23 protein-coding genes are annotated in these 26471 nt (G+C 63.4%); 19 read left to right on the forward strand and 4 right to left on the reverse strand.

Annotated elements, in window-relative coordinates; genetic code table 11:
* The first annotated feature begins 160 nt into the window (after nt 1-160).
* The 10 genes from asnS to M6689_RS13865 all read left to right on the forward strand — a co-directional run bounded on the left by asnS (nt 161) and on the right by M6689_RS13865 (nt 8770).
* Complete coding sequence (gene asnS / locus M6689_RS13820) at nt 161-1546, forward strand: asparagine--tRNA ligase (protein ID WP_298272859.1); 1386 nt, start codon at nt 161-163, stop codon at nt 1544-1546.
* Nucleotides 1547-1577: 31 nt separating this feature from the next.
* On the forward strand, nt 1578-1859 hold the full coding sequence (locus tag M6689_RS13825; protein WP_298272862.1) for a DUF503 domain-containing protein: 282 nt from the start codon (nt 1578-1580) through the stop codon (nt 1857-1859).
* 137 nt (nt 1860-1996) lie between these two features.
* Nucleotides 1997-2575, forward strand: a complete 579-nt coding sequence (locus M6689_RS13830) for a superoxide dismutase (RefSeq protein ID WP_298272864.1) — start codon at nt 1997-1999, stop codon at nt 2573-2575.
* A gap of 73 nt (nt 2576-2648) precedes the next feature.
* Nucleotides 2649-3152 carry a type 1 glutamine amidotransferase domain-containing protein gene (locus M6689_RS13835; protein ID WP_298272866.1) on the forward strand — a complete coding sequence of 168 codons (504 nt, stop codon included), beginning with the start codon at nt 2649-2651 and terminating at the stop codon, nt 3150-3152.
* A gap of 11 nt (nt 3153-3163) precedes the next feature.
* On the forward strand, nt 3164-3589 hold the full coding sequence (locus M6689_RS13840) for a quinol oxidase (protein WP_298272868.1): 426 nt from the start codon (nt 3164-3166) through the stop codon (nt 3587-3589).
* Between the two features lie 148 nt (nt 3590-3737).
* Nucleotides 3738-4952, forward strand: a complete 1215-nt coding sequence (locus M6689_RS13845) for an efflux RND transporter periplasmic adaptor subunit (protein WP_298272870.1) — start codon at nt 3738-3740, stop codon at nt 4950-4952.
* 8 nt (nt 4953-4960) lie between these two features.
* The gene (locus tag M6689_RS13850; protein WP_298272872.1) at nt 4961-5662 is read left to right on the forward strand and encodes an ABC transporter ATP-binding protein; all 702 of its coding nucleotides are present in this window, start codon (nt 4961-4963) and stop codon (nt 5660-5662) included.
* 6 nt (nt 5663-5668) lie between these two features.
* Nucleotides 5669-6826 carry an FtsX-like permease family protein gene (locus tag M6689_RS13855; protein ID WP_298272874.1) on the forward strand — a complete coding sequence of 386 codons (1158 nt, stop codon included), beginning with the start codon at nt 5669-5671 and terminating at the stop codon, nt 6824-6826.
* On the forward strand, nt 6826-7989 hold the full coding sequence (locus tag M6689_RS13860) for an ABC transporter permease (RefSeq protein WP_298272876.1): 1164 nt from the start codon (nt 6826-6828) through the stop codon (nt 7987-7989). Before M6689_RS13855 ends, M6689_RS13860 begins: the two co-directional genes overlap by 1 nt.
* A 43-nt stretch (nt 7990-8032) precedes the next feature.
* Nucleotides 8033-8770: a hypothetical protein gene (locus tag M6689_RS13865; protein WP_298272878.1), complete on the forward strand. Its 738-nt coding sequence runs from the start codon at nt 8033-8035 to the stop codon at nt 8768-8770.
* Nucleotides 8771-8812: 42 nt separating this feature from the next.
* On the opposite strand, the gene ptsP is transcribed toward M6689_RS13865, so the two are convergent.
* Nucleotides 8813-11164 (reverse strand): phosphoenolpyruvate--protein phosphotransferase, encoded by a 2352-nt coding sequence (ptsP, locus tag M6689_RS13870; RefSeq protein WP_298272880.1) that lies wholly within the window; start codon nt 11162-11164, stop codon nt 8813-8815.
* Between the two features lie 241 nt (nt 11165-11405).
* Here ptsP and M6689_RS13875 point away from each other — a divergent pair, with 241 nt between their 5' ends.
* Nucleotides 11406-12200 (forward strand): tetratricopeptide repeat protein, encoded by a 795-nt coding sequence (locus M6689_RS13875; protein WP_298272882.1) that lies wholly within the window; start codon nt 11406-11408, stop codon nt 12198-12200.
* Between the two features lie 55 nt (nt 12201-12255).
* Nucleotides 12256-12606 (forward strand): YtxH domain-containing protein, encoded by a 351-nt coding sequence (locus tag M6689_RS13880; RefSeq protein ID WP_298272885.1) that lies wholly within the window; start codon nt 12256-12258, stop codon nt 12604-12606.
* Nucleotides 12607-12648: 42 nt separating this feature from the next.
* Here M6689_RS13880 and M6689_RS13885 read toward each other — a convergent pair whose 3' ends face one another.
* Nucleotides 12649-13299 carry a DUF3047 domain-containing protein gene (locus tag M6689_RS13885; RefSeq protein ID WP_298272888.1) on the reverse strand — a complete coding sequence of 217 codons (651 nt, stop codon included), beginning with the start codon at nt 13297-13299 and terminating at the stop codon, nt 12649-12651.
* A gap of 109 nt (nt 13300-13408) precedes the next feature.
* Between M6689_RS13885 and M6689_RS13890 the strand changes: the two genes are divergently transcribed.
* Together M6689_RS13890 and murJ are read left to right on the forward strand one after the other, a co-directional pair.
* A complete protein-coding gene (locus tag M6689_RS13890) occupies nt 13409-15532 on the forward strand; it encodes a thioredoxin domain-containing protein (protein ID WP_298272889.1) in 2124 nt (707 codons plus the stop codon).
* Between the two features lie 61 nt (nt 15533-15593).
* Entirely contained in the window at nt 15594-17177 is a 1584-nt protein-coding gene (murJ, locus tag M6689_RS13895) for a murein biosynthesis integral membrane protein MurJ (protein ID WP_298272892.1), read from the forward strand.
* Between the two features lie 251 nt (nt 17178-17428).
* Here the strand turns inward: murJ and mazG are convergent, their stop codons facing one another.
* Together mazG and tgt are read right to left on the reverse strand one after the other, a co-directional pair.
* Nucleotides 17429-18241, reverse strand: a complete 813-nt coding sequence (gene mazG / locus M6689_RS13900; protein WP_298272894.1) for a nucleoside triphosphate pyrophosphohydrolase — start codon at nt 18239-18241, stop codon at nt 17429-17431.
* 84 nt (nt 18242-18325) lie between these two features.
* Entirely contained in the window at nt 18326-19432 is a 1107-nt protein-coding gene (gene tgt / locus M6689_RS13905) for a tRNA guanosine(34) transglycosylase Tgt (protein ID WP_298272896.1), read from the reverse strand.
* A gap of 577 nt (nt 19433-20009) precedes the next feature.
* Here tgt and M6689_RS13910 point away from each other — a divergent pair.
* The 5 genes from M6689_RS13910 (at nt 20010) to ftsH (ending at nt 26315) form a co-directional block, all read left to right on the forward strand.
* A complete protein-coding gene (locus tag M6689_RS13910; RefSeq protein WP_298272899.1) occupies nt 20010-20672 on the forward strand; it encodes a succinate dehydrogenase cytochrome b subunit in 663 nt (220 codons plus the stop codon).
* 10 nt (nt 20673-20682) lie between these two features.
* Nucleotides 20683-22596 (forward strand): fumarate reductase/succinate dehydrogenase flavoprotein subunit, encoded by a 1914-nt coding sequence (locus M6689_RS13915; RefSeq protein WP_298272902.1) that lies wholly within the window; start codon nt 20683-20685, stop codon nt 22594-22596.
* Nucleotides 22596-23354: a succinate dehydrogenase/fumarate reductase iron-sulfur subunit gene (locus M6689_RS13920; RefSeq protein ID WP_298272905.1), complete on the forward strand. Its 759-nt coding sequence runs from the start codon at nt 22596-22598 to the stop codon at nt 23352-23354. The genes M6689_RS13915 and M6689_RS13920 overlap by 1 nt, the downstream gene beginning before the upstream one ends.
* Nucleotides 23355-23462: 108 nt before the next feature.
* The gene (gene cas6, locus M6689_RS13925; protein ID WP_298272908.1) at nt 23463-24359 is read left to right on the forward strand and encodes a CRISPR system precrRNA processing endoribonuclease RAMP protein Cas6; all 897 of its coding nucleotides are present in this window, start codon (nt 23463-23465) and stop codon (nt 24357-24359) included.
* Between the two features lie 99 nt (nt 24360-24458).
* A complete protein-coding gene (gene ftsH, locus M6689_RS13930; protein WP_298272910.1) occupies nt 24459-26315 on the forward strand; it encodes an ATP-dependent zinc metalloprotease FtsH in 1857 nt (618 codons plus the stop codon).
* The last annotated feature ends 156 nt before the right edge of the window (nt 26316-26471 follow it).

Genomic DNA, 26471 nt, shown 5'->3' on the forward strand with positions numbered 1-26471 from the left:
ATCGTAGCGAGAGAATGGCAGATCGAGGACAGATTTTCGGGAATTTGCAGGCGAATAGTGGTTCTATTCGTCAAGAATTCCCGGAAATATGGACCGATTTGCCGTTCTCGCAGCAGATTCATTCCTAAGTCCGACAGGCTCTAGGGAAGGAGTCGGAAGCATGGCCACTCGCACGCGGATACGGAGCGCCCTCGCCGGGGAAGGGCTCGGCGGGGATGTGACGGTGAAGGGATGGGTCCGGACCAGCCGGGTCGGCAAGGAGGTCGCCTTCCTGGCGGTGAACGACGGGTCGTCCCTCGCGAGCCTCCAGGTGGTGGCGGAGCCCGCCCTTCCGAACTACCCGGAGGTCTGCGCCATCAGCACCGGTGCCGCCGTGGCGGTCCGGGGGCGGCTTGCGGAATCGCCCGCCGCCGGCCAGCGGTACGAGCTCCGCGCGGCGGAGATCGAGATCCTGGGACCCGCCGACGAAGGCTATCCGCTCCAGAAAAAACGGCACACCTTCGAATACCTGCGGACCATCGCCCATCTCCGTCCCCGCTCCAACACCTTCGGCGCGGTCTTCCGGGTCCGCTCGTCGCTGGCCCAGGCGGTCCACCGCTTCTTCGCCGAGCGGGGATTCCTCTGCGTCCATACCCCGATCATCACCACCAACGACTGTGAAGGGGCGGGGGAGCTCTTCCGGGTCACCACCCTCGACCTCGCCCGGCCGAAGCTTGTCGACGGGGAGGTCGATTTTTCGGACGACTTCTTCGGCGAGGCCGCCGGCCTCACCGTCAGCGGCCAGCTGGAAGGGGAGCTCTTCGCCCAGGCGTTCTCCGACATCTACACCTTCGGTCCCACCTTCCGGGCCGAAAATTCCAACACCCCGCGCCACGCCGCCGAGTTCTGGATGATCGAGCCGGAGATGGCCTTCGCCGACCTGCGGGACGATGCTCGCCTGGCGGAGGAGTTCCTTCGCCATCTATGCCGCCACGTCCTCGACCACTGCCAGGAGGATCTGGCGTTCTTCAACGACCACATCGACCGGGGGCTCGTGGCGCGGATCGAGGGGGTGGCCGGTTCCACCTTCGCCATGATGGAGTACGGCGAGGCGATCACACGGCTGCAGCGGGCGGAGGTCGCCTTCGAGTATCCGGTGGAGTGGGGGCTTGACCTCCAGACCGAGCACGAGCGCTACCTCACCGAGCAGGTGGTGGGAGGCCCGGTCTTCGTCGTCAACTACCCCCGGGAGATCAAGGCGTTCTACATGCGGCAGAACGACGACGGCAAGACCGTCGCCGCCATGGATCTCCTCGTCCCGAAGGTGGGGGAGATCATCGGCGGAAGCCAGCGGGAGGAGCGCCATGACCTCCTCATGGCCCGAATGGAGGAGACCGGCATCGACCCCGCCTCCCTCTGGTGGTACCTCGACACCCGCCGCTGGGGCTCCACCCCCCACGCCGGCTTCGGCCTCGGCTTCGAGCGGCTCATCATGTACCTCACCGGCATGGAGAACATCCGGGACGTGATACCGTTTCCCCGCACCCCGCGCCACGCGGAATTTTGAAAAACGGTTCCCCGTTATTGGAGCATGCCTCATGTTCGTCCACTCGCTCGTCGTCCATCTTCTCCTCCCCAGCCACTCCCTCAAGGGGAAGCGGGGGATCGTCAAGAGCATCCTCGCCAGGACGAGACAGAACTTCAACGTCTCCGCCGCCGAGGTGGACCTCCAGGACGTCCATGGCGAGGCGGTCCTCGGCTTTGCCACCGTGACCCCCTCCCGTGCGGCCGGCCGTCATCTCCTGGAACGCGTCGAGGAGTGGATCGCCGAAGAGCGCCCCGATGTGGAAATCGCCGCCGCCGAGATCGAGGAGCGGTGAGTGGAAGTATGATGGTAAACGGATAAAAAAGACTGTATTGGTCTTTTTCGTGTTGACCTTTCGCCGTTTCGTGATACGGTTAATACCGTGCCCGGCGGCACCAGATAACATTTCAGATCCGCGAGGAGGAATGACCAATGGCGTACGAAGCGAAGGATTACGGAAAACTGATCGGCATGGATGGGTTCAGCGAGGCGCTCCTGAAAAACCATTTCACCCTGTACCAGGGATACGTGACCAACACCAACAAGGTACTCGACATCCTGGGGCAGATGCTCGCCGAGGGAAAGACCGCCACCCCGGAGTACGCGGAGCTCAAGCGCCGCCTCGGGTGGGAGTTCAATGGCATGCGGCTCCACGAGTACTACTTTGAGAACCTCGGCGGGAAGGGGGGGATCGACCAGGCGGGGAAGCTCGCCGCCAGGCTTGCCGCCGACTTCGGCAGCGTCGAGGCGTGGGAGAAGGATTTCAAGGCGACCGGCGCCATGCGGGGGATCGGCTGGGCGGTCCTCTACCAGGATTCGGCCTCGGGCCGCCTGATGAACTTCTGGATCAACGAGCACGACACGGCCCACCCGGCCGGCTGCACGCCGGTCCTCATCATGGACGTCTTCGAGCATGCCTTCATGCTCGACTACGGGCTCAAGCGGGCCGACTACATCGAGGCGTTCTTCAGGAACATCGACTGGAAGGCCGCCGAGGCACGGCTGAAGTAAGCGACCGGACGACGGAAATCACCCAGGGGCAATTCATCGGATTGCCCCTGCCGCTTTTTCAGGGAGGAAAACCATGAGAGCGCTCATCATCAGCGCGGACAATTTCGAAGACTCCGAGCTTCTCGTCCCTTACTACCGCCTTCTGGAAGAGGGGATCCCGGTGGATGTGGCGTCCCCTGCCCGCGGCACCATCAAGGGGAAGCACGGCTACGAGGTGAGGGTGGACAAGACCCTTGCCGAGGTGGTTCCCGATGACTACACCGTCCTGATCCTGCCGGGGGGGAAGGCCCCCGCCGTCATCCGGAAGGAAGCCGCCGCCCTCGCCATCTGCCGTCATTTCTTCGGCCACAACAAACCGGTGGCCGCCATCTGCCACGGTCCCCAGACCCTCATCACCGCCGGGCTTCTTAAGGGACGCCGGGCCACCTGCTACCAGTCGGTGGCGGCGGAGATGAAGGAGGCCGGGGCACTCTACGAGGACAGCGAGGTGGTGGTGGACGGGAACCTCGTCACCTCCCGCCAGCCCTCCGACATCCCGGCCTTCTGCCGCGAGATGATGAAGAAGCTCAAAGGGTGAGGAGGTGACCTGTGAAACGGATCGCGACGTTAGTCATGGCGCTCTTCATCCTCGCCTCCCTGCCGGCCTTCGGGGACCAGGGGGGGGAGAAGCCTCCGCAGATCGAATACCGGGCCACCGTGGATGCCGACGGGGTGCAGCGGGTGGAGATCGTCGGCGGAGACTATTTCTTCAGGCCGAACCACATCATCGTCAGGGTGAATGTCCCGGTGGAGCTCAAGGTGCGGCGAGAGACGATCCTGGTCCCCCATGACCTGGTCGTCAAGGCACCGGAGGCGGGGATAGACTTCAAGGTCAATCTCGAGCGGGAGACGACGGTGGTCCGGTTCACGCCGACCAGGGTCGGCAGGTATCCGATGTACTGCGACAAGAAACTCCTCTTTTTTGCCAGCCATCGGGAGAAGGGGATGGAGGGGACGATCGAGGTGGTGGAGTAAAATTGCAGCTCCCTCGTTACGTTCCCTTTCCCGATTCTCTCTAAGCCCCTTCACACTTTACTCCGGAAATGCTATGGTCAGCCGTTGCTCTGCTTTTGCGCCCCGCCGGCTTTTTTTGCGGGGCTGAAATCCTTTCCGGAGTTCCCCGATGGCAAACGAAGACCTGGGAAAGCTGAAAATCGACCGGGGTGCCGCAGCGCGCCCCAGACCCCGCAGGAGACGCACCGGCTGGATCGCGGCGGCGGTGGCCGCGGCGGTGCTCGTCATCCTCTTCGTCAGCGGCGTGCTGACGCCGGCCGTGACGGTGGAGCCGGGCACCGTCACGCAGGTCTACCCCTCCCAGTCCTTCACCAGCCTCAACGCCAGCGGCTACGTCGTGGCCCAGCGCAAGGCCGCCGTGGCGGCGAAGATCACCGGCCGGCTCGACTGGCTGGGGGTGGAGGAGGGGAGCCGGGTGAAGCGGGGGGATATCCTGGCGCGGCTTGAGAACCAGGATGCCGTCGCGGCCCGCGATCAGGCGGCGGCAACGCTGCGCAACGCCACGGCCGGCCTCGACCAGGCCCGGGCTGAACTTACCGACGCCTCCCTCGCCTATGACCGCCAGAAACAGCTTCTGAAGGACGGCATCGTGGCGAAGGCCGACTACGATGCCGCCGAGGCCCGCTACCGTAAGGCCCGGGCGGCGGTGGCCGGAGCGGAGGCGTCGATCCGGGCGGCGCAGGCGGCCCTGAAGGGGGCGGAGGTAAACGTGGAGTACGCCCTGATCCGCGCCCCCTTCGACGCGGTGGTCCTCACCAAGAACGCCGACGTCGGCGACATCGTCACCCCCATCGGCGCCGCGGCCAACGCCAAGGCGGCCGTGGTCACCATTGCCGACCTCGGCTCCCTCCAGGTGGAGGCCGACGTCTCCGAGTCGAACCTGGAGAAGGTGCGGGTGGGGCAGCCGTGCGAGATCCAGCTGGATGCCCTCCCGGAGTCACGCTTCCGGGGGGCGGTCCACATGGTGGTCCCCACTGCCGACCGCTCCAAGGCGACCGTCCTCGTCAAGGTCCGCTTCGTCGACACCGATCCCCGCATCCTCCCGGAGATGAGCGCCAAGGTGGCGTTCCTGGAGCGGCCCGTGGCGCCGGGAGAGGAAAAACCCCGGACGGCGGTCGCCCCGGCGGCGGTGGTGGACCGCGGGGGAAGAAAGGTGGTTTTCCTCGTCAAGGGGAACCGCGTCGTGGAAACCCCCGTGACCGTCGGCCCCCGGCTCGGCGATATGATCGAGATCGCCAGCGGCGTGAAGCCGGGGGACCGGATCGCCCTCAAGCCCCTCGACAAACTCTCGGACGGGACGAAGATAACGCTGGCGGAGAAGTAGGAACGGCCATGGATACCGCCGTCACCCCATCTCCCATCGTCTCCGTCCGAAACGTCTCCAAGTCGTACCGGCGCGGCAGCCAGACCGTGCCGGTCCTGGAGGATATCTCCTTCGACATCGCCGTCGGAGAGTTCCTGGCCCTCATGGGGCCTTCCGGATCGGGGAAGAGCACGCTCCTGAACCTCATTGCCGGGATCGACCAGGTCGACTCCGGCACCATCACCATCGGCGGGGTGGAGATCACGACCCTCGCCGAGGCGGAGCTCGCCGCCTGGCGGGCTGCCCACGTCGGCTTCATCTTCCAGTTCTACAACCTGATGCCGGTCCTCACCGCCTTCGAGAACGTGGAGCTGCCGCTGCTCCTCACCGGGCTCTCCCGCCGCGAGCGCCGGGAGCACGTGGAGATGGCCCTGTCGCTGGTGAACCTCTCCGACCGGATGGACCACTACCCCTCCCAGCTCTCCGGCGGGCAGCAGCAGCGGGTCGCCATCGCCCGGGCGGTGGTGACCGACCCGGACATCCTGGTGGCCGACGAGCCGACCGGCGACCTGGACCGGGTCTCGGCCGGCGAGATCCTCTCCCTCATGGACCGCCTCGTCCACGGCTTCGGCAAGACCATCATCATGGTGACCCACGACCCCAAGGCGGCGGAGAAGGCGCACATGATCCGGCATCTGGAGAAGGGGATTCTCGCCGACGGCGGGGGGTAGGCGTCAGTGTTCATCCTCAAGCTCATCCTCCGCAACGCTTTCCGTCACAAGCTCCGGACCATCCTCACCATCGTCGGGGTGGCGGTGGCGGTCCTCGCCTTCGGGCTGCTGCGGACCCTGGTGGACCTCTGGTACGCCGGGGTGGAGGCCTCCTCGGCCTCGCGGCTCGTGACCCGCAACGCCATCTCCCTCGTCTTTCCGCTCCCGATCTCCTACAAGGACCGCATCCGCCAGGTGGCGGGGGTGAAGGAGGTCTCCTGGGGTAACTGGTTCGGCGGGATCTACCGGGAGGAGAAGAACTTTTTCCCCAACTTCGCCATCGAGCCGAAGGGGTACCTGGAGATGTATCCCGAGTACATCATCCCCGACGACCAGCGCAGTGCCTTCATCCACGACCGGCGGGGGTGCGTGGTGGGGAGGAAGACGGCCGAGCGCTTCGGCTGGAAGACCGGCGACACGGTGACGCTGCGGGGGACCATCTTCCCCGGGCAGTGGGCGTTCGTGATCCGCGGCATCTACCGCGGTGCCCGGAAGAACACCGACGAGACCCAGCTCTTTTTCCACTGGGAGTACCTGAACGAGACCGTGAAGAAGACCATCCCCCGCCGGGCGGACCAGGTGGGGTTTTACCTGATCGAGCTCAAGAAGCCGGAAGAGGCGGCCGAGGTATCGCTGGCGGTGGATGCCCTCTTCAGGAACTCCCTGGCCGAGACCCTCACCGAGACCGAGAAGGCGTTCCAGCTGAGCTTCGTCTCCATGACCGAGGCGATCATGATCGCCATCAAGATCGTCTCCTACGTGGTGATCGTCATCATCATGGTGGTGGCGGCCAACACCATGGCCATGACCGCCCGGGAGCGGATCGCCGAGTACGCCACCCTCAAGACCCTCGGCTTCGGCGCCCTGCACATCGGCTGTGTGGTCTTCGGCGAGTCGCTCGTCATCTCCCTGGCCGGCGGGGTGCTGGGGGTTATCCTCACCTTTCCGGCGGCCCACTGGATCGAGACGGAGCTCTCCCAGTTCTTCCCGGTCTTCACCGTGGCCCCCCTCACCATCTGGCTCGACCTGGCGGCGGCGGTGACGGTGGGGCTCGTGGCGGGGATCTTCCCCACCTGGCGCGGCTCAACGATCCGGATCGCCGACGGGCTCCGGAGGATCGGCTGATGGGGATCCCGTACTATTACAGCTTCCGCAACCTCTGGACCCGGCGCCTGACCACGGTTCTCACTGCTTCGGGGATGGCGCTCGTGGTCTTCGTCTTCGCGGCGACCCTCATGCTGGTGGAGGGGTTGCGCAAGACCCTCGTGGACACCGGTTCCTACGACAACGTGGTGGTGATCCGCAAGTCGGCCCAGACCGAGGTTCAGAGCGGTATCGACCGCTCCCAGGCGGCGGTGGTGGAGACCGAGCCCGAGGTGGCGATGTCGGGGGGAGAGCGGCTCGCGGCCAAGGAGCTGGTCGTCCTCATCAGCCTCCCGAAGCGGGGGAGCGGCAAACCGTCCAATGTCGTCATCAGGGGAATTGCACCGGCGTCGCTCCTGTTGCGGCCCCAGGTGCGGCTCCGGGAGGGGAGGATGCCCCGTTCGGGGTCGGCGGAGATCATCGCCGGGGCGAACATTGCCAAGCGGTTTCAGGGGGGCGGGATCGGGGAGACGGTCCGCTTCGGGATGCGGGACTGGACCGTGGTCGGGATCTTCGACGCCGGCAACACCGGCTTCTCGTCGGAGATCTGGGGGGATGTGGACCAGTTGATGCAGGCGTTCCGGCGGCCGGTCTACTCCTCCATCGTCTTCAAGCTGCGCGACCCCGCGGAGTTCGAGAAGGTGAAGGCCCGGATCGAGTCGGACCCGCGGCTGACCCTGGAGGCGAAGCGGGAGATCCGCTTCTACGCCGACCAGTCGGAGGCGATGGCGAAGTTCCTCCGGATCCTGGGGGTGACCCTGACGATCATCTTTTCCCTCGGGGCGGTCATCGGCGCCATGATCACCATGTACGCGGCGGTGGCCAACCGGGTGACCGAGATCGGCACCCTGCGGGCGCTCGGCTTCCGCAAGGGGAGCATCCTTGCCGCCTTCGTCCTGGAATCGCTCTTTCTCGGGCTCCTCGGCGGGGTGGTGGGGCTCTTCTTCGCCTCGTTCATGCAGCTCATCACCATCTCCACCATGAACTGGCAGACGTTTTCGGAGCTTGCCTTCACCTTCACCCTGACCACCGCCATCGTGGGGAAGTGCCTCCTCTTCTCCCTCGCCATGGGGTTTGCCGGCGGGCTGCTGCCGGCCTTCAGGGCCGCCCGGATGAACATCGTGGAGGCCCTGCGGGCCACATAAACCAGCGGTTAGCCGCTAGCCCTGGCGCTTAACGGAAACCATCATGAATCGCTACCTGCGCACGCGCCACATCGCCTTTCTCCTCCTCATCGTCTCCCTCCTCCTCTACGGGGTCGACTACCTGGTCCTCGGCAAGGGAGAGGAGGTCTTCACCGGGTTTCTCGGCAATTTCGCCTTTCTGCCGGTCTACGTCCTCTTCGTGACGCTGATGATCGAGCGGGTCATCAAGGAGCGGGAGCGGATCTCGCTTCGCCAGAAGCTCAACATGGTGATCGGGGTCTTCTTCAGCGAGGTCGGGAGCGAGCTGATCCGCAATCTGTCCGATTTCCTGGTGGAGCCGGACGAGTTGGAGGAGATGCTTCGGGTGACGCCCCAGTGGGGGGAGGGGGAATTCCGCCGGGCGGCCTCCTTCGTTGCCGCGTACGAGCCGCGCCTCGACAGCAGGATGGGTGAACTGGGATATCTGAAGAACTTTCTTGCCGCCAGGCGGGAGTTCATGCTCCGGCTCCTGGAGAACCCGAACCTGCTGGAGCACGACGAGTTCACCGATCTCCTCTGGGCGGTCTTCCACCTGGCGGACGAGCTGGGGTCCCGCGCCACCCTGACGGGGCTCTCCCAGCTCGACCTCGACCATCTCTCCGGCGACATCAGGCGGGCTTTTACCCACCTGCTCCGCGAGTGGATCGTTTACCTGACCCACCTCAAGGCCGACTATCCGTATCTCTTCTCCCTGGCGGTCCGGATGAACCCCCTGGATCCGGAGGCCCATGCGGAGATGTGATGGAGGTGTGAAGGTGAGGGGCTCGGGACTAAAGTTAGAGGGCTAGAGGGCGAGCCGTTCCCGGACCTTTGAGAGATGGCTGCGGACGGCACCGGAGCTCTCCAGTGCCAGGACCCGGGCTGCGATCTCCTCGGCTTCCGTCGAGGAGACCGACCGGATCGCCTGTTTCACGGCTGGGATCGAGGGGGCCGAGAGGCTGAATTCCCTGATCCCCATTCCGAACAGGAGAACGGCGTTGACTGGGTCGGCCGCCATTTCGCCGCAGATGGAGACCGGTTTTCCCGCCTCCCCGGCCACGTCGGCCACCCGCTTGATGGAGTGGAGCACCGCCGGCTGGTGGGGGTCATAATACTTGCGGACCTTGGGGTTGTTGCGGTCGGCGGCCATGGTGTACTGGATCAGGTCGTTGGTGCCGATGCTGAAGTAGTCGACCTCCCTGACCAGAATGTGGGCGGTCTGGACCGCCGCTGGGAGTTCCACCATGATCCCGAGGCGCATCGCCGGATCGAAGGGGATCCCCTCCCGCGCAAGCTCCTCCTGCACCTCGCCGAGAATCTTTCTGATCTGCCAGATCTCCGCGATGCTCGACACCATCGGAAACATGAGCGAAACCTTCCCGTAGGGGGACGCCATGAGGACGCCGGCGAGCTGCACCCGGAAGATGTCCTCCCGTTCGAGGGAGACCCGGATGGAGCGCCACCCCATGAACGGGTTGTCCTCCCGGGGGTGCGGAAAGTAGGGGAGGGTCTTGTCGCCGCCGATGTCGAGGGTGCGGATGGTGACCGGGTGCGGCGCGAACCCTTCGAGGACCTTGCGGTAGGAGGCATAGAGCTCGTCGCGGGTCGGGAAGGTGGAACGTGCCATGTAGGGGAACTCGGAGCGGTAGAGCCCGACCCCCTCGGCCCCGTTGGCCAGCGCAATCCTGACGTCGCTCAGAAGCCCGATGTTGGCCCGCAGGGCCACCGTCACCCCGTCGCGGGTCACCGCCGGCTCGTCCCGCAGTCCCTCCAGTTCGCGGCGCTTGCTGCTGAAGTCCGCTTCCAGCCGCTCGTACTCCCCTTTCACCTTGGCGCCGGGGTTGATGTAGACGTGCCCCGAGTTGCCGTCGACGATCACCTCGTCCTTGAGCCCCAGATTCTGCAGGAGTCCCTCCACCCCGACGATGGCCGGAATGCCGAGGGACCTGGCCATGATGGCGCCGTGGGAGTTCACGTCTCCCTTCTCGGTGACGATGCCTATCACCTTGTCTAGATCGAGGGTCGCCATGTCCGAGGGGAGGATCTCGTGGGCCGCCAGCACCCGCTTCTCGCGCAGCGTCAGCCGCGCCCGTCCCGAACCGTCGAGGCAGTCGATGATCCGCCGCCGGATATCCTCCATGTCGGCGGAGCGCTCCCGGAGATAGGGGTCCTCCATCTGGGAGAAGGCGTTCACGTAGTGGGCGACAGTCTCGTTCACGGCCCGCGTCACGCCGTAGTCCTGCTCGATCAGGTCGAGGACGCGGTTGATGAACCCCCGGTCTTCGAGGATCATGAGGTGGGTGTGGAAGATGGCGGCATCTTCCTTGGAGAGGATGTCGGCCACTCGCTTTTCCATGTAGAGGGTCTCGATCTTCGCCTTTTCGAGGGCCAGGAGAAAGCGGCGTCGTTCATCGGCCCGCGGTCGGACCTTGGCGACTTCGATACTGTCGCTGCTCGGCCGGCGGCCGATGATGGCGACCCTGCCGAGGGAAAACCCGGTGGAAACCGCCGTTCCGAGCAGCATGACCGACCGCTTTCCCCTGCGGGTCGGGCGCTGCGTTTTTCCCGACGGCTGGGTGCCGATGGCCTTGAGTTTCTCCAGCTCCGCTTCGAGTTGTGCCCGCTCGTCCTCCTTCTGGCGGATGGAGTCGAGGAGCTTGGCGTTTATGACGATGCTCGATATCTGGTAGGCGATGGTGGTGAGGGTGCTCACCTCGTCCTGGCGGAAGGTGCGCGGCTCCCGCGTCTGGATGACGATGACGCCGATGGGGGTCTCCCGCTGCATGAGCGGCACGCCGAGAAACGAGTGGAACTGCTCTTCGCGGGTTTCGGGAAAGTACTTGTAACGGGGGTGGAGCGGCGCGTTGTCGGTGGCGACCACCCCTCCCTGCTCGATGACGAGGCCGGAGAGCCCCTCCGAGACCTTCATGGAGGTCCTGCCGACCGACTGCTTGGAGAGTCCGCGGGTGGCTGCCAGGCGCAACGTCTCGCCGTCTTCCTCCAGCAGGTAGATGGAGCAGACGTCAGTGCCGATCCGGCGGGCGACGAGATGGACGATGTTGTCGAGGGTTTCGTGGATATCGTGGGACCGGAGGATGAGGGTGCTGATATCCTCCAGAATCCGCAGGCCGGTTGTCTCCGGGTGGGTCTCAGCCATGGTCGGGGTGCCCTTTGCGTAAAGTGGACTCATTATAGAGCATCAACCGGTTAATTGAAAGCCCGTTCTGGTCATATTTTCCCGGTGCGGGGCGGTCGAAGGTGGCGGGGCGCCAATCTTTCTGGTATAGTTTCCCGCAAAAAACACGAGGCTCTTGCAAAACGTCATGAGGAGGCCGAGTCAGCAAAGCAGACCGGCCCCGCAGTAGTTTTGCCGGAGTCTCACACGACAGGGGGAAACGATGGCCGACAACGACATGCTGGCAAAGGGGATCGGTTTGGCGGAGGCGGGAGACTACGCAGCCGCGGCTGCCCAGTTCAGGGCATGCGTCGAGAATGACCCGGAGAACCCCGAGTGCTGTTTCTATCTCGGCGAGGCCCTGGCCGAGGACGGAAAGCTGGACGACGCCGCCGGCTGGTACGAGAAGGGACTGAAGATCGCCCCCGCCGACAAGGACGCCCTCACGGCCCTGGGCGACATCTACTTCGAGATGGGGCGCCACAAGGACGCCCTGAAGCATTACCGGAAGGTGCTGGAGCTCGATCCCGCCGACTCCGATGCCTACGTGAACATGGGGCTCGTCTACAACAACCTGGAGCGGACCACCGACGCGGTCAAGGCGTTCGAGAAGGCCCTGGAGCTCGATCCCGACAACGTCTTCGCCTACAACGGTCTCGGCGACGCGTACTACGGCCTGGGCGAGCGGGAAAAGGCGATCGAGGCCTTCCGCAGGGGGGTGGAGCTCGACCCGGAGGATGCCGCGGCCCATTTCAACCTCGGAGAGCTCTATTATGATCTCGAAGAGTACGAGGACGCCGAGCGGGAATGCCTTGCCGCTGTCCGCCTCGACCCCGAATTCACCATGTCGTACCTCACCCTCGGCAGTCTCTGCATGGATAACGAACGGGTGCAGGATGCCATCAGGTACCTGGAGCTCTACCTCAAGAAGGAGAAATCTCCCCAAGCGAAGGAGACGGTGGAGGAGGTGCGGGCGGTGCTGGAGGGACTTCGGGCCGAAGCCGGCTCGACGAACTGATTTTTTGCGGTACTCTTAAAGTGTAAAGCGAGAGCGGAAAAAGGAGGGAGTGTTCATGTCCGAAGAAAAGAACAACACCATGACGGTTGGCGCGCTCATGCTCATCGCCGGCGGCATCCTGGGGGCCGGAGCGGCGCTTCTCTTCGCTCCCCAGTCGGGGAAGAAGACCCGGCGCGACATCAAGAAGTACGCCCGCCGCACCAGGAACGAGGCCGAGGAGCTGGTGGAGGACTTCACCGACAAGGTTTCCGACGTGGTCGACAACCTGAGCGACAAGACCCAGGAGATCCTCGACAAGGGGAAGGAGATTTCCCACGACGTCAAGAAAGACCTCCTCAAGGCGTTCGAGGAGGGGAAAGACCGCTTGGAGAAGGAGCGGGGCCGGCTCGCGCGGCTGCTGGGGTAGCCGGGCTGAATCCGGTTGACGGGGCGCTTCGGCGCCCCTTTTTCATTGGGGCGACAGGGTTATATCCCCGTACCAGGCAAGCGCCTCTTCGCCGGTGTTGTCGCTGTCGGTCATGAGCGCCACCCCTCCCGCCCTGGGAGGTTCCTCTCCGAAGAGCCTCACGTAATCTTCATAGATGTTCCTCTGTTCCGACCGCCACGTTCCCGCCAGTGATGCTCCGCTTTCAACCGCCACCATCATCACGTTCCGCGGGGCGAAGGCATTGGGGACGGACTCCCCCTTTGGGAGCCGGTTGGCCCAGATGTAGTTGATGGCCCGGGTCTGCCAGAAGAAGGTGCGGGGGAAGATGACGTAGACCCGTGCCGCGTAGTCGTCCCCCTCCCTGGTCCGCTCGTCCCCCTTTTTCAGGGTTCCCGCAATCTTCCACGACCAGTGCAGGATCGGAGATTTGGCGGGGTCGAACTCCATCTTCCTGATTAGCCCCGATGCCGAGCCGTGGCTTTCGGCCCTGAGCACCGTCCGTTCCCCGTCCTCCACCAGGGTGTAGATGGTCCTTTTCTTCCCCCGGAACGTCTGGTCTTTCCATCCGGTCAGATCGCCGGCGCTGAACCGTCCGACCGCCATGACGGCGGCCCCTGCCACGGCGGCGGCGAGCATGATAGCGAGAACTGCCCCTCCCTTTACCGCGTTCATGAGTCCCTCCCCTTCCGGCCGAGTGTACCAGCATTTTCGCCACGAATCAAAGACCGCCGGTGAATCTTCTGTTACACTTGGGGTCATATCCGGGAACGAGAGAGGCGCCATGGCCAGTGAAGCGAAACACAGCGATCAACAGCGGCTGGAGCGGATCTTTTCCGTCGACCGGGGCACCCTGCCGCCGGACGGAGGAGAGGCGTTCAACCGGCTCATCTTCGCCACAAGCCCCTATCTCCTCCAGCACGCCGACAACCCGGTCGACTGGTACGAGTGGGGGGAGGAGGCGTTCGCCCGGGCCCGGGCCGAGGACAAGCCGGTCTTTCTCTCCATCGGTTACGCCACCTGCCACTGGTGCCACGTGATGGCCCACGAGTCGTTCGACGACCCCGTGGTGGCCGCCGTTCTCAACCGCTCCTTCATCGCGATCAAGGTCGACCGGGAGGAGCGCCCCGACATCGACGACACCTACATGCGGGTCGCCCAGATGATGGGGGGGCGGGGCGGATGGCCCCTGACCATCGTCATGACCCCCGACCGGGAGCCGTTTTTTTCCGCCACTTACATCCCGAAGGATCCCCGCGGCGGGATGCCGGGACTGACCGAGGTTCTGGGCCGTATCGATGAGGTCTGGCGGACGCGGCGGGAGCTCGTGCGGCAGAACTGCGACGCAGTCCTGGCCGGCTTCGCCCGCCTTGCCACCCTCCGGGAGGGGGATATCGCGGGGGATGCCCCGCTCAACGAGGCGCGCCGGCAGCTGGCGGCGATGTACGACCCGCTCCACGGGGGCTTCGGCGGCGCCCCCAAGTTTCCCATGGCGCTCCAGCTCCAGTTCCTCCTGCGCTACGCCCGGCGCTTCGGCGATGCCGAGGCCCTGGCCATGGCGGAGACCACCCTCGACGCCATGCGTCGCGGCGGCATCTATGACCAGCTCGGCTTCGGCTTCCACCGTTACAGTGTCGACGAGCGGTGGCTCGTCCCCCACTTCGAGAAGATGCTCTACGACCAGGCCCTCTGCGCCATCGCCTACGTCGAGGCGTTCCGGTTCAGCGGTCGCGACTCCTTCCGGGAGACGGCGGCGGAGATCTGCACCTTCGTCCTGCGGGAGCTGACCTCCCCCGAAGGCGGGTTCTACTCCGCCCTCGACGCCGATACCGAAGGGGAGGAGGGGCGTTACTACCTCTGGACGCCGGCCGAGGTTCGAACCGTCCTTGGCGAGCCCGACGCGGCGGAATTCTGCCGCCTCTTCGGCGTCACCGAGATGGGGAACTTCGAGGGACGCAACATCCTCCACCTTCCCTTCATCGCGGGGGAAACGCCTCCGGGCGGCACGCCGGAAAAAATCGAGCAGTGGCGGCAGCTCCTTCTCTCCGCCCGGGAGAAGCGGGTCCGTCCCTTCCGGGACGAGAAGGTGGTGACCGCCTGGAACGGCCTTATGGTCGCGGCCATGGCAAGGGCCTATCTGGCCGGCGGCGACGGGCGCTTCCTGGCGGCCGCCGAAGGGAGCGCCGGTTTCATCAAAGAGCGGCTCACGCGGGAAGACGGGCGACTCCTGCGGAGCATCCACCGGGGGGAGGCCAGCGGTCCCGCCTTCCTGGAGGATTATGCGTTCCTCGTCCTGGGGCTTCTGGAACTCCACGGCGCGACCCTGGAGCAGCGTCATCTCGCCGGGGCGCTTCGCCTTGCGCGGGAGATGCTCCGCCTCTTCGGGGGGAACGGCGGCGGGCTCTTCGACGTGGGGGGGGATGCGGAGACGGTGCTGGTCCGGGGGCGGGATTCCTTCGATGGGGCGCTGCCGGCTGCCAATTCCATGGCGGCTGCGGTACTGCTGCGACTCGGGATGACTGCCGGTGACGACACGCTTCTGGAGGCGGGGGAGGGGATCCTGCGCGCCTTCATGGGGGGGGCCGAGCGGCAGCCCCTTGCCCACCTGCAGCTTCTCATGGCCCTCGACCTGATCCGGGGGCCGCAGGTCGAGGCCGTTCTGGCGGGAGACGACGTGGCGGCGCGGCGTGCCATGCTGCGCGAGCTCGGACGGCGGTTCGTCCCCGGTCTCGTCGTCAGGGGGGGGACTCCGGGTGAGGCGCCGGGGGCCGCGGAGGCCTGCCTTTGCGCCGGCGGGGCCTGTCGGCCGCCGCAACGGACGGCGGAAGGGGTGGGGCTTTTGCTCGACCGCCTGATCGAAGAGCTCTATCCCGCCACCACCCGATCCGTTCCTTCGGCCCCGCAATAGTTTTGCAAGCGCCTCGCCTTTGTGGTAATAACCTCCCCTGACTTGCCATCCAGGGGAATCCATGTCCGAAAAGAAACATATCGCCCGCGCCGCCGGCGTTCTCGGCCTTGCCACCAGCATCTCGCGCATCATGGGGATGGTGCGCGACATGGCGGTGTCGCGGCTCTTCGGTGCCGGGCTTTACACCGACGCCTTCTTCGCCGCGTTCCAGATCCCGAACATGCTCCGGCGCTTCTTCGCCGAGGGGGCGCTCACCTCGGCCTTCGTCCCTACCTTCTCCGAGTGGTACACCCGACGGGGTGAAGAGGAGGCGCGGGAACTGGCCAACATCTGCTTTACGCTCCTCACCATCGTCATGGCGGGGGTGACCCTGGCCGGCATTATCCTGTCGCCCTGGATCGTCTCCCTCATGTTTCCCGGCTTCAGGGGCGAGCCCTCCAAGTTCGGGCTGACGGTCTTCCTGAACCGGCTGATGTTTCCCTATATCTTCTTCATCAGCCTCGTGGCCCTCTGCATGGGGATCCTGAACACGGTGCGCCATTTCTTCACCCCGGCGATCTCCACCGTCTTTCTCAACATCTCCATGATCCTCTGCGCGTGGCTGCTCCACGACCGTTTCCAGGTGCCGATCACCTCTTTGGCGGTGGGGGTTCTCGTCGGCGGGGTGCTGCAGCTCCTGCTCCAGCTGCCGACCCTCTGGCGAAAGGGGTTCCCGGTCCGCCCCCGCTTCGTGACCGGGCACCCGGCCGTGCGCAAGATCGCCCTCCTCATGGGGCCGTCGGTCTTCGGCGTCGGGGTTTACTACCTGAATCTCACCGTCGGCAACATCCTCGCCTCCCTCCTCCCCCAGGGGAGCGTCTCCTATCTCTACTACGCCCAGCGGCTCTTCGAGTTTCCCCAAGGGATCTTCACCGCCTCGGTGGCCCAGGCGGTGCTCCCCTCCATGAGCCGCCAGGCCGCCGCCGGCGAGATGGAGCAGCTGAAGGAGTCCCTCGCGTTCGGCCTGCGGCTCACCCTCTTCATCACCATCCCCGCCACGGCGGGGCTCATGGTCTGCTCGACCCCCATCTTCAGCCTCCTCTTCATGGGGGGAGAGTTCGACTACGCCAAGGCGGTGAACTGCGGCATGGCGCTCTTCTATTACTCACTGGGGCTGTCCCTGGTGGCGCTCGTGCGGGTCCTCGTCCCCGCCTTCTACTCCCTGAAGGATACCCGGACGCCGGTGGCGATCGCGTTCTGCGCATTCCTCCTGAATGCCATCTTCAGCCTCCTCCTCATGGGGCCCCTCAGGCATGGCGGCCTCGCCCTTGCCTCGTCCCTGTCGGCCGCCGGCAACATGGGGCTTCTGCTCTACTTCCTGCGGCGAAAGATCGGTCCGTTCGGCGGGCGGGGGATCGTGGTCTCCGGGATCAAGGCGTGCATCGCCTCCCTGCCGATGGCGCTCGCCGTCAATTGGGGGGTGTCACTGCAGGAGTGGTCGGCAGCGGGACACAAGCTCGCCAAGGCGGGAATCCTTGGCGCTGCCGTGGCCGGCGGCGCGGCCATTTACATGGCAATTGCCCATCTGCTTCGCTGCGAGGAGGCTCGGGAGGTTGTCCGCCAGTTTCGGAAGAGGGTGGCGCGCTGGGGGGCGGCGGGTGATTGACCGTTAGTTATGCACACCGCCGGAGTGTTTTCCCCTTCCCCCTGCCGTCTGGCGCCATGAGGCGGAAGGAGGTAGCGATGTTCTCTTTGGTAGGGTGATTGCTTTGAAAAATCAGCAGGTTATATTCTGAGTAAAAAAGAGGCAGAGTGCAGAAACCTCCCAATACCCTGTCCCTTTACCATTTTATCCACACTGTTATCCACCGGTTATCCACAGTTTTTGTGGAAAATCGGTTACGGTGTTGAAAACTCTTAACTTTTCTCGCCGGACCCGCTTCCCTCCCGCTCCAGCCGCTTCGCCTCGTCCCAGAGGCGTTCCATCTCCTCCAGGCTCGCCTCCTTGATTCCCGCTCCCCGGGCGTGGAGTGACTCCTCGATGTGGGAGAAACGGCGCGTGAACCGGTCGATGGTCTTTCGGAGGGCCTCCTCGGGGTTGAGGGAGAGAAAGCGGCCCAGGTTAACGATGGCGAAGAGGAGATCGCCGAGCTCCGCCTCCATCCGCTCCTGATCTGCGGCGAGCATAGTCTCCTCGAATTCGTGGAGTTCCTCCAGCACCTTGGCGAAGACCTCGTCGACCCGCGACCAGTCGAAGCCGACCCGGGCCGCCTTTTCGGTCACCTTCTGCGCCTTCAGGAGGGCCGGGAGGTGGGGGGGGACCCCGGCGAGGGCCGATTTCCGCTCCGCCCCCTTTTCCTTCTGCTTGATCCGCTCCCAGTTCTCGAGCTGCTCCTCGCTCGTCCGGATGATCTGGTCGCCGAAGACGTGGGGATGCCGGGAGACGAGCTTGTCGCTGATGGCCGCAAGGACTTCCGCCATGGTGAACTCCCCCCGCTCTTCGGCGATGACCGCGTGGAAGACCGGCTGCAGCATCAGGTCCCCCAGTTCCTCCTTCAGCATGTCGGGGGAGCCGGCATCGATCGCCTCGATCACCTCGTACGCCTCTTCCAGCAGGTATCGCTTGAGCGACTCGTGGGTCTGCTCCGCGTCCCAGGGGCATCCCCCGGGGGCGCGCAACCGGCGCATGATTCCCGCGAGCCGCTCGAATTCCGTTCCATCCTTTGTCATGATAAGTTCTCCCGTTCGAAAAACATCGAAGGGCACCCCACACGGATGCCCTTCGGTTGCGCCCGCCCGACTGACGTGACGCGGCTATTTCCCCTTCAGGTAGCCGGAGAGGAACTCCCTCTTGTGTTCCGCGAAGCGCCCCTCCTCGATGGCGATCCTGATCCCCTCCATCATGCCGAGATAGAAGTGGACGTTGTGGATACTCGCCAGGATCGCCGAGAGGACCTCGTTGGCGTTGAAGAGGTGGTGGAGGTAGGCGCGCGTGAAGTTTCTGCAGGTATAGCAGCCGCAGTTCGGTTCGACGGGGTAGAAGTCGCGGCGGTAGTTGCGGTTCGTGAGGCGGATCTTTCCCCGGTTGGTGAAGAGGGTGGCGCTGCGGGCGTAGCGGGTGGGGATGACGCAGTCGAACATGTCGATGCCCCGCTCGACGCTCTCGAAGATATCCTCCGGGAGCCCGACCCCCATGAGGTAGCGCGGCTTGTTCTCCGGCAGGAACGGCGCCGTGCATTCGACGACCTTTTTCAGGAGCTCCAGCCCTTCACCCACGGAGACGCCGCCGATGGCATAACCGGGGAAGTCCATCTGGACCAGTTCCTTGGCGCACATGGCCCGAAGGTCCTCGAAGACGCTCCCCTGGACGATGCCGAAGAGGGCCTGGTCCTTGCGGGTCTGGGCCTTGCGGCACTGCTCGGCCCAGCGGAGCGTCTTCCGGGTGGACCTGGCCGCATACTGGCGGTCGCAGGGGTAGGGAATGCACTCGTCGAACGCCATGATGATGTCCGCCCCCAGGGCTTCCTGAATGGCGATGGCACGGGCCGGATCGAGAAAGATCTCCTCGCCGGTCACTTCGTGCCTGAAATATGCCCCCTCCTCGGTGATCCGCTTGTTGGGGAGCGAGAAGACCTGGAACCCCCCCGAATCGGTGAGGATCGGTCCGTCCCAGGCCATGAACCGGTGGAGGCCGCCGGCCCTGGCGACGAGTTCCTCCCCCGGCCGGAGATGGAGGTGGTAGGTGTTGGAGAGGATGATCTGGGCGCCGGTCTCTTTTACCTGCGCCGGGGTCATCGCCTTCATGGCCGCATGGGTACCCACCGGCATGAAGATGGGGGTCTCGATGGTGCCGTGGGGCGTAACGAGCGTTCCGCGCCGGGCCGAGGTGGATTTGTCCATTTTCCTGAGAGTGAATTTCATGTTTGTCTTTTCGGGTCTCTTGGGTTTGCGACGCGGGGATGAAATCGGGTTGAACCTGCGTAACTTTCCGCTTTTCCGGTATGTTCGACCGTCGTTTTTACCATGAACGCCCGCCGGATTGCAACTTCTGCTTCGTTTCCCCCGAGGTGTCAGGTGCCGGCGGATCTCTGTCGTGCTTCGTGCGAGTCCGGTTTCCTCTGCCGGTATCGCGGCGAGCAGCCAGCCCGGCACAATGCTCCCGATTACGACGGGAAGCCGCTTTCCACCTTTATCGTCGTTAAATTTCTATTGCATTTTCCTAAAACGATGTTTAGTATACAGTATACATTGCGCCTGGTTAGAATGTTCCAATATTTCGTGTCCTTATTGATTGGCAGCAGGTTGAGATAACAGTTTACCGGGAGGAAACGATGGATAACTGCAAGGAATGGCGGGCACCCCCTCACTGTTCGGATAATCCTCTCGTGGAGCCGCGGAGCCTGGCTCGTCCCCCCTTCGGGGCGGCACGGGCGCTCCCGGTTCGGCAGTAACTCCATCGTCAACGTCAATTACGATTAACATGCAAAGGGACATCATTATGCAACTGTTAACGAGCTCTGTAGGTAGAAAAGTCCTGATGGCAATCACCGGCCAGCTGATGGTCCTGTTTGTCATCGTCCACATGCTGGGCAACTCGTCGATCTTTATCCCGGGCGGCATCAACGCCTATGCCGAGCACCTCCATGCACTCCCCCCCCTCGTGTGGGGATTCCGCCTGGTGATGCTTGCCTCGGTGGCCATCCATATCCTGTTCGGTGTTCAGCTGAGCCTGGAAAACCGGGTGGCAAACGCCGAGACCTACGCCGTCAAGAACCTGAAGCGGGCAACCCTCGGGAGCCAGAGCATGCTCTACACCGGGCTGCTGCTCCTGGCGTTCATCCTCTATCACCTCCTCCAATTCACCATCCGCGCTACCCCTGACATCGTTGCCGGTGTCGACGCCCAAGGGCGCTTCGACGTTTTCGCCATGGTGACGAACAGCTTCTCCCACGGCATCATCGCCTTTGTTTACATTGCCGCCATGGTGGTGCTCTTCCTCCACCTCTCCCACGGCATCCAGAGCTTCTTCCAAACGATGGGATGGAACAACAACAAGACTCTTCCGGTTATCGGCAAGATCGGCACGGTCGCGGCAGTGGTGCTGCTCCTCGGCTACGCGTCCATTCCGCTCTTCATCGTCTCCGGCATTCTGAAAGGTTAGGGGGTTCATAGTGATACTCGACGGAAAATGTCCGACAGGACCAATAGAGAAGACTTGGGACAAGCACCGCTTCGACATGAAGCTGGTCAACCCCGCCAACAAGCGTAAATACAAGATCCTCGTCGTCGGCACCGGCCTCGCCGGTGGCGCCGCTGCCGCCTCCCTCGGGGAGCTTGGCTACAACGTCGAGGCCTTCTGCTACCAGGACTCCCCCCGCCGTGCCCACTCCATTGCCGCCCAGGGGGGGATCAACGCCGCCAAGAACTATCCGAACGACGGCGACAGCATCTACCGACTCTTCTACGACACCATCAAGGGTGGCGACTTCCGCGCCCGCGAGGCCGACGTCTGGCGTCTCGCCCAGGTCTCCAACAACATCATCGACCAGTGCGTGGCCCAGGGCGTTCCCTTTGCCCGCGACTATGCCGGCTACCTGGACAACCGTTCCTTCGGCGGCGCCCAGGTCTCCCGTACCTTCTATGCCCGGGGGCAGACGGGGCAGCAGCTTCTCCTAGGCGCCTATTCGGCCCTTGCCCGCCAGATCAAGGCCGGCACCGTCAAGATGTTCCCCCGCACCGAAATGCTCGACCTCATCGTCGTCGACGGCGAGGCCAAGGGGATCACAGTCCGCGACATGGTGACCGGCGAGATCCGCACCCACGTGGGTGACGCCGTGGTGCTCTGCACCGGCGGCTACGTGAACGTTTTCTACCTCTCCACCAACGCCATGGGGTGCAGCGTCACCGCGGCGTGGAAGGCCCACAAGAAGGGGGCGTTCTTCGCCAACCCCTGCTACACCCAGATCCACCCGACCTGCATTCCCCAACACGGAGACAAGCAGTCGAAGCTGACCCTCATGTCCGAGTCGCTCCGCAACGACGGCCGCTGCTGGGTCCCCAAGAACAAGGGGGACAAGCGGGCTCCGGGCGAGATTTCCGAGGAAGAGCGCGACTACTACCTCGAGCGGAAGTATCCGAGCTTCGGCAACCTGGCTCCGCGTGACATCGCCTCCCGTGCCGCCAAGGAGCAGTGCGACGACGACCGTGGCGTCGGAGCGGGCGGTCGGGGCGTATACCTCGACTTCGCCGCCTCCATCAAGCGGCTCAGCGAGGACACAATCCGTGAGCGGTACGGCAACCTCTTCGAGATGTACGAGAAGATCACCGACGAGAACGCCTACAAGGTGCCGATGCGGATCTACCCGGCTCCCCACTACTCCATGGGTGGCCTTTGGGTCGATTACAACTGCGAGAGCAACGTTCCCGGCCTCTTCGTTCTCGGCGAGGCGAACTTCTCGGTGCACGGTGCGAACCGTCTCGGTGCCAGCGCCCTCATGCAGGGTCTTGCCGACGGCTACTTCGTCATTCCGTACACCATCGCCAATTACCTTGCCAAGACCACTCCGGGCAAGGTGAAGGCCGACAATCCCGAGTGCAGGAAGTCGGTCGAGGATGTGAACAACAACCTCAAGAAGCTCATGTCGATCAACGGCAAGAAGACCGTCAGCGAGTTCCACCGCGAGCTCGGCAAGATCATGTGGGAGAACGTCGGCATGGCCCGCAGCGAGCAGAGCTGCAAGGAAGCCCTCAAGAAGATCCCCGAAATCCGCGAGGAGTTCTGGAAGAACGTGAAGGTGAGCGGTTCGGGCGCCGAATTCAACCAGCAGCTGGAGAATGCCAACCGCGTGGCGGACTTCCTGGAGTTTGCGGAGCTCATGACCCGCGATGCCCTTTACCGCAACGAGTCGTGCGGCGGCCACTTCAGGGTCGAGCACCAGATGCCGGACGGCGAGGCCAAGCGTGACGACGAGAAATTCTGCCACGCTGCGGCCTGGGAGTTCAAAGGGGTCAATGCGGAGCCGGAGCTGCACATCGAGCCGCTGAAATTTGAAAACGTCCATCTGGCGATAAGGAGCTACAAATAATGAGCCACGACAAGACCATGACGCTTACACTTCATGTTTGGCGCCAGAAAGGGCCAAAGGATCCAGGGAAGTTCGAAACCTACGAGGCAAAGGACGTCAGTCCCGACCAGTCTTTTCTCGAGATGCTCGACGAGGTGAACGAGGATCTCATCAAGGCCGGCAAGGATCCCATCGCCTTCGACCATGACTGCCGTGAGGGGATCTGCGGTATGTGCTCCCAGGTAATCAACGGGGCTCCCCACGGGGGGATGGACCGGACGACGGTCTGTCAGCTCCACATGCGGATGTTCAAGGACGGGGACACCATCTACATCGAGCCATGGCGTGCCCGTGCCTTCCCGATCGTCAAGGATCTGGTGGTTGACCGGGGTGCCCTCGACCAGATCATTCAGGCGGGGGGGTACACCTCGGCCCATACCGGGGGGATTGCCGACGGAAATGCCATCCTTGTTCCGAAGGACGACGCCGATTACGCCATGGACGCCGCCGAATGCATCGGTTGCGGCGCCTGCGTGGCGGGCTGCCCCAACGGTTCCGCCATGCTCTTTACGTCGGCCAAGGTGTCCCAGCTTGCCGTGCTGCCGCAAGGGCAGGCGGAAGCTGCACGCCGTGTATGTGCCATGACTGAGGAGCTGAAGGCCCAGGGCTTTGGTAACTGCACCAACCACTACGAGTGCCAGGCCTCTTGCCCGAAAGGGATCGACGTGAAGTTCATTGCAAAACTGAACAGGGAGTATCTGAAAGCGCTCTGCAAGTAACGAGTAGTAACAAGTAATGCTGCATCCCGATGCGCAATGCATTCGGCACCAGCAATAGGAAAGGGGCGGATTTGGCGATCCGCCCCTTTTCTTTCCAGGAGTACGTACATGGATCTCACTTTCGTGAAACTGGTGATCGGCACGCGATTGGAATGCGACGTGAAAGATTCCTGGATGCTGTTTCGCTCCCGGGAGACGTTTCAGGAGGTCTTCCGTTCGGTTGCGGAATGCCGGAAGGGTGGATGCGAGGGTTGCGGAGAGAAGGAGTGCCCCTACCGTGCCATATTTTCGCAGGCTCTGAGCAGTGACCCGGCCGCGGTCCGCAGGCATCAGAAGCCTCCTTTGCCGTTCGCATTCCGGTTCCCGGTACTTCCCGCCGCTCCGAACAAAGGAGAGCGGTTCGATGTGGGGCTGACTCTCGTCGGGAGTGCGGTTATGCATGGCAACCTCTTTCTGAAGGCGCTTGAGAACTGGTTTGAGGGAAATGGAGCCGGTTCGCCGATTGCGCGGATAGAGCGCGTTGAGTCCGAGGGGTATTTCGGAGAGCGTTTTCCCTGGTCATACGATGGTGAAGCCGTGCCACTGCTTCTTTCCGCATCCGGTTTGAGCGACACCGGGATGATCGGTGACAGAATAGCGCTTACTCTCGTTACCCCCCTCAAGATTATGGCGCAGGGGCGTCCACTGCGGTTCTTTTCCTTCCCCCGTTTTTTCCGTTCGCTCATGAGGCGGGTTACCTCGCTTGCTGCTATCTATGGCGAAGGAGACGTTGAAGGTGACTTCCGCTGGCTCTCCTCCGAGTGTGAAGAGGTTTCGCTGAGCGGGGTCGGGATGAAGTGGGTCGATTGGCGGGGTGGGACGATCGGGGGGGTAGTGGGTGAAGCTCAAGTCTCAGGGGTTCGGGAGGAGTTCCTGCCGTTTCTCCTTCTGGGTCAGTATCTCAATCTTGGAAAAGGGGCATCGTTTGGTCTCGGACAGTTCTCCGTCCGGCCAGTTGCGTCATGAGACCCTTGCAAATCAGGGGGGGTATGTTACGAATTAACTGAAACGAAAGGCGTCGGGACAGTGCCGTTTCGATGCGAAGCGGCCTGAGAGGAGCCATGAATGGGGCAATCGGTCTGGAAACCGATGCTGTGGATACTGATCCTGCTGGTTGGATTCAACTTTTTCTACGCCTATGTCGCCAGGCAGGGGGTGGAAAGTGGTGCGCTCATCTCGTACAGCCGTTTCAAGGATGAGCTGGCTGCCGACAATGTCGCGAAAATCACCATCAAGGGAAGCTCCATCACCGGCGAGTTCCGAAACAAGGTGACGCTTGAAGGCCCAACCTCCGGGCAACGGGTAGGAAAGAACATCATCAGATTCAACACCGTCAAGCCTGCCATCGAGGACCCGGCTTTGATGGCGGAGCTGCAGGCAAAAAAGGTGGAGGTTACGGCGGTTTCCACGGAAACTTCGCCGGTGGTGAGCGGGTTGCTCTATCTGTTGCCGTGGTTGCTGATCATCGGTATCTGGTGGCTCGCCATGCGGGGGGTGAAGGGACAGGGGCCCGGCGCCATGTTGGGGGGCTTTGCCAAGTCGGGGGCGAAAACGTATGTCGCAAGCGACCGGGGGAGGGTGACGTTCGAGGATGTGGCCGGCATGGAAAGCGCCAAGCTGGAACTCAAAGAGATCGTGGATTATCTCCGTGATCCGAAGAAATTCCAGCGTATCGGCGGAAAAGTGCCGAAGGGGGTTCTCCTCGTCGGGCCGCCGGGGACGGGAAAGACGCTCCTGGCCCGGGCCGTGGCGGGGGAGGCGGGGGTTACGTTCCTCAGCATCTCTGCTTCGCAGTTCATCGAGATGTTTGTCGGCGTGGGGGCGGGGAGGGTGCGCGATCTCTTCGCCACGGCAAAGAAATCGGCGCCGAGCATCATCTTCATTGACGAGATAGATGCCGTGGGACGGAGTCGCGGTGCGGGACTCGGAGGAGGTCACGACGAACGCGAACAGACCCTGAACCAGCTTCTCTCCGAGATGGACGGCTTCGATCCCCACGACGAGGTGATCGTCATGGCTGCCACCAACAGACCGGATGTCCTTGATCCGGCATTGCTCCGTCCCGGCCGTTTCGACCGCCATGTGGTCATCGACCGTCCCGACTGGCGTGACCGGGAGAAGATCCTCCAGGTCCATGCCCGGAAGATTCTTCTGGACAAGGATGTGGACCTCTCCATCATTGCGCGCGGCACCCCCGGGATGACCGGCGCCGACCTCGAAAGTCTCATCAACGAGGCTGCAATCCTTGCGGCGCGGGAAGATGCTCCGGCGGTGACGATGGATCATATGGAACGCGCCATGGACAAGGTGCTCATGGGAGGTGAACGGAAGATGTTCATCACCGACCAGGAAAAGCGGATCACCGCGTACCATGAAGCCGGTCACACGCTGGTGGCGAAGATGCTCCCCGGGACCGATCCGGTCCACAAGGTCACCATTATCCCGCGGGGGCAGGCTCTGGGCGTGACCCAGCAACTCCCCGAGGACGACCGGTATCACTATTCCAGGAAGTACCTGATGAACCGGCTGGCCGTGGCCCTCGGCGGGAGGGTGGCGGAGCGGGTCGTGTTCGGCGACCTTTCGACGGGGGCCCAGAACGATCTCAAAACGGTCAATGATCTGGCCGAGAAGATGATCTGTCAGTGGGGGATGAGTGACCGGATCGGGGCCATGACGTTCCGGCGGGGGGAGGAACATCCGTTTCTCGGGCGCAAGCTGGCCGAGGAGAAGATCTTCTCCGAGCAGATGGCGTGGCTCATCGATCAGGAGATTGCATCTTTTATCAAAGAGGCGGAGCTGAAGGCCGAGGAGGTGATAAGCGGCAATCGCGACAGACTCGATGCCCTTGTCGAAGTTCTCCTCTACGAGGAAACCCTGGACGGAAAACGAATCGACGAAGTGCTGTCGAAGTTCAATAAATGATGATATAGCCGTGGTCCTGGGCGATCTTCGAGATTTCCAGTGTGTCCTTGATCCGGTAGGTCTTTCCTTCGAGCGTGAAAGAATAGCCTCCTTCGCCGTCGGGTACGGCGCTTTCCACAAGGGTTTCGAAAAGGGCGGTCTTGATGGTCTCCATGG

The sequence above is a fragment of the Geobacter sp. genome (assembly GCF_027327745.1).
GTDB lineage: Bacteria > Desulfobacterota > Desulfuromonadia > Geobacterales > Geobacteraceae > Geobacter.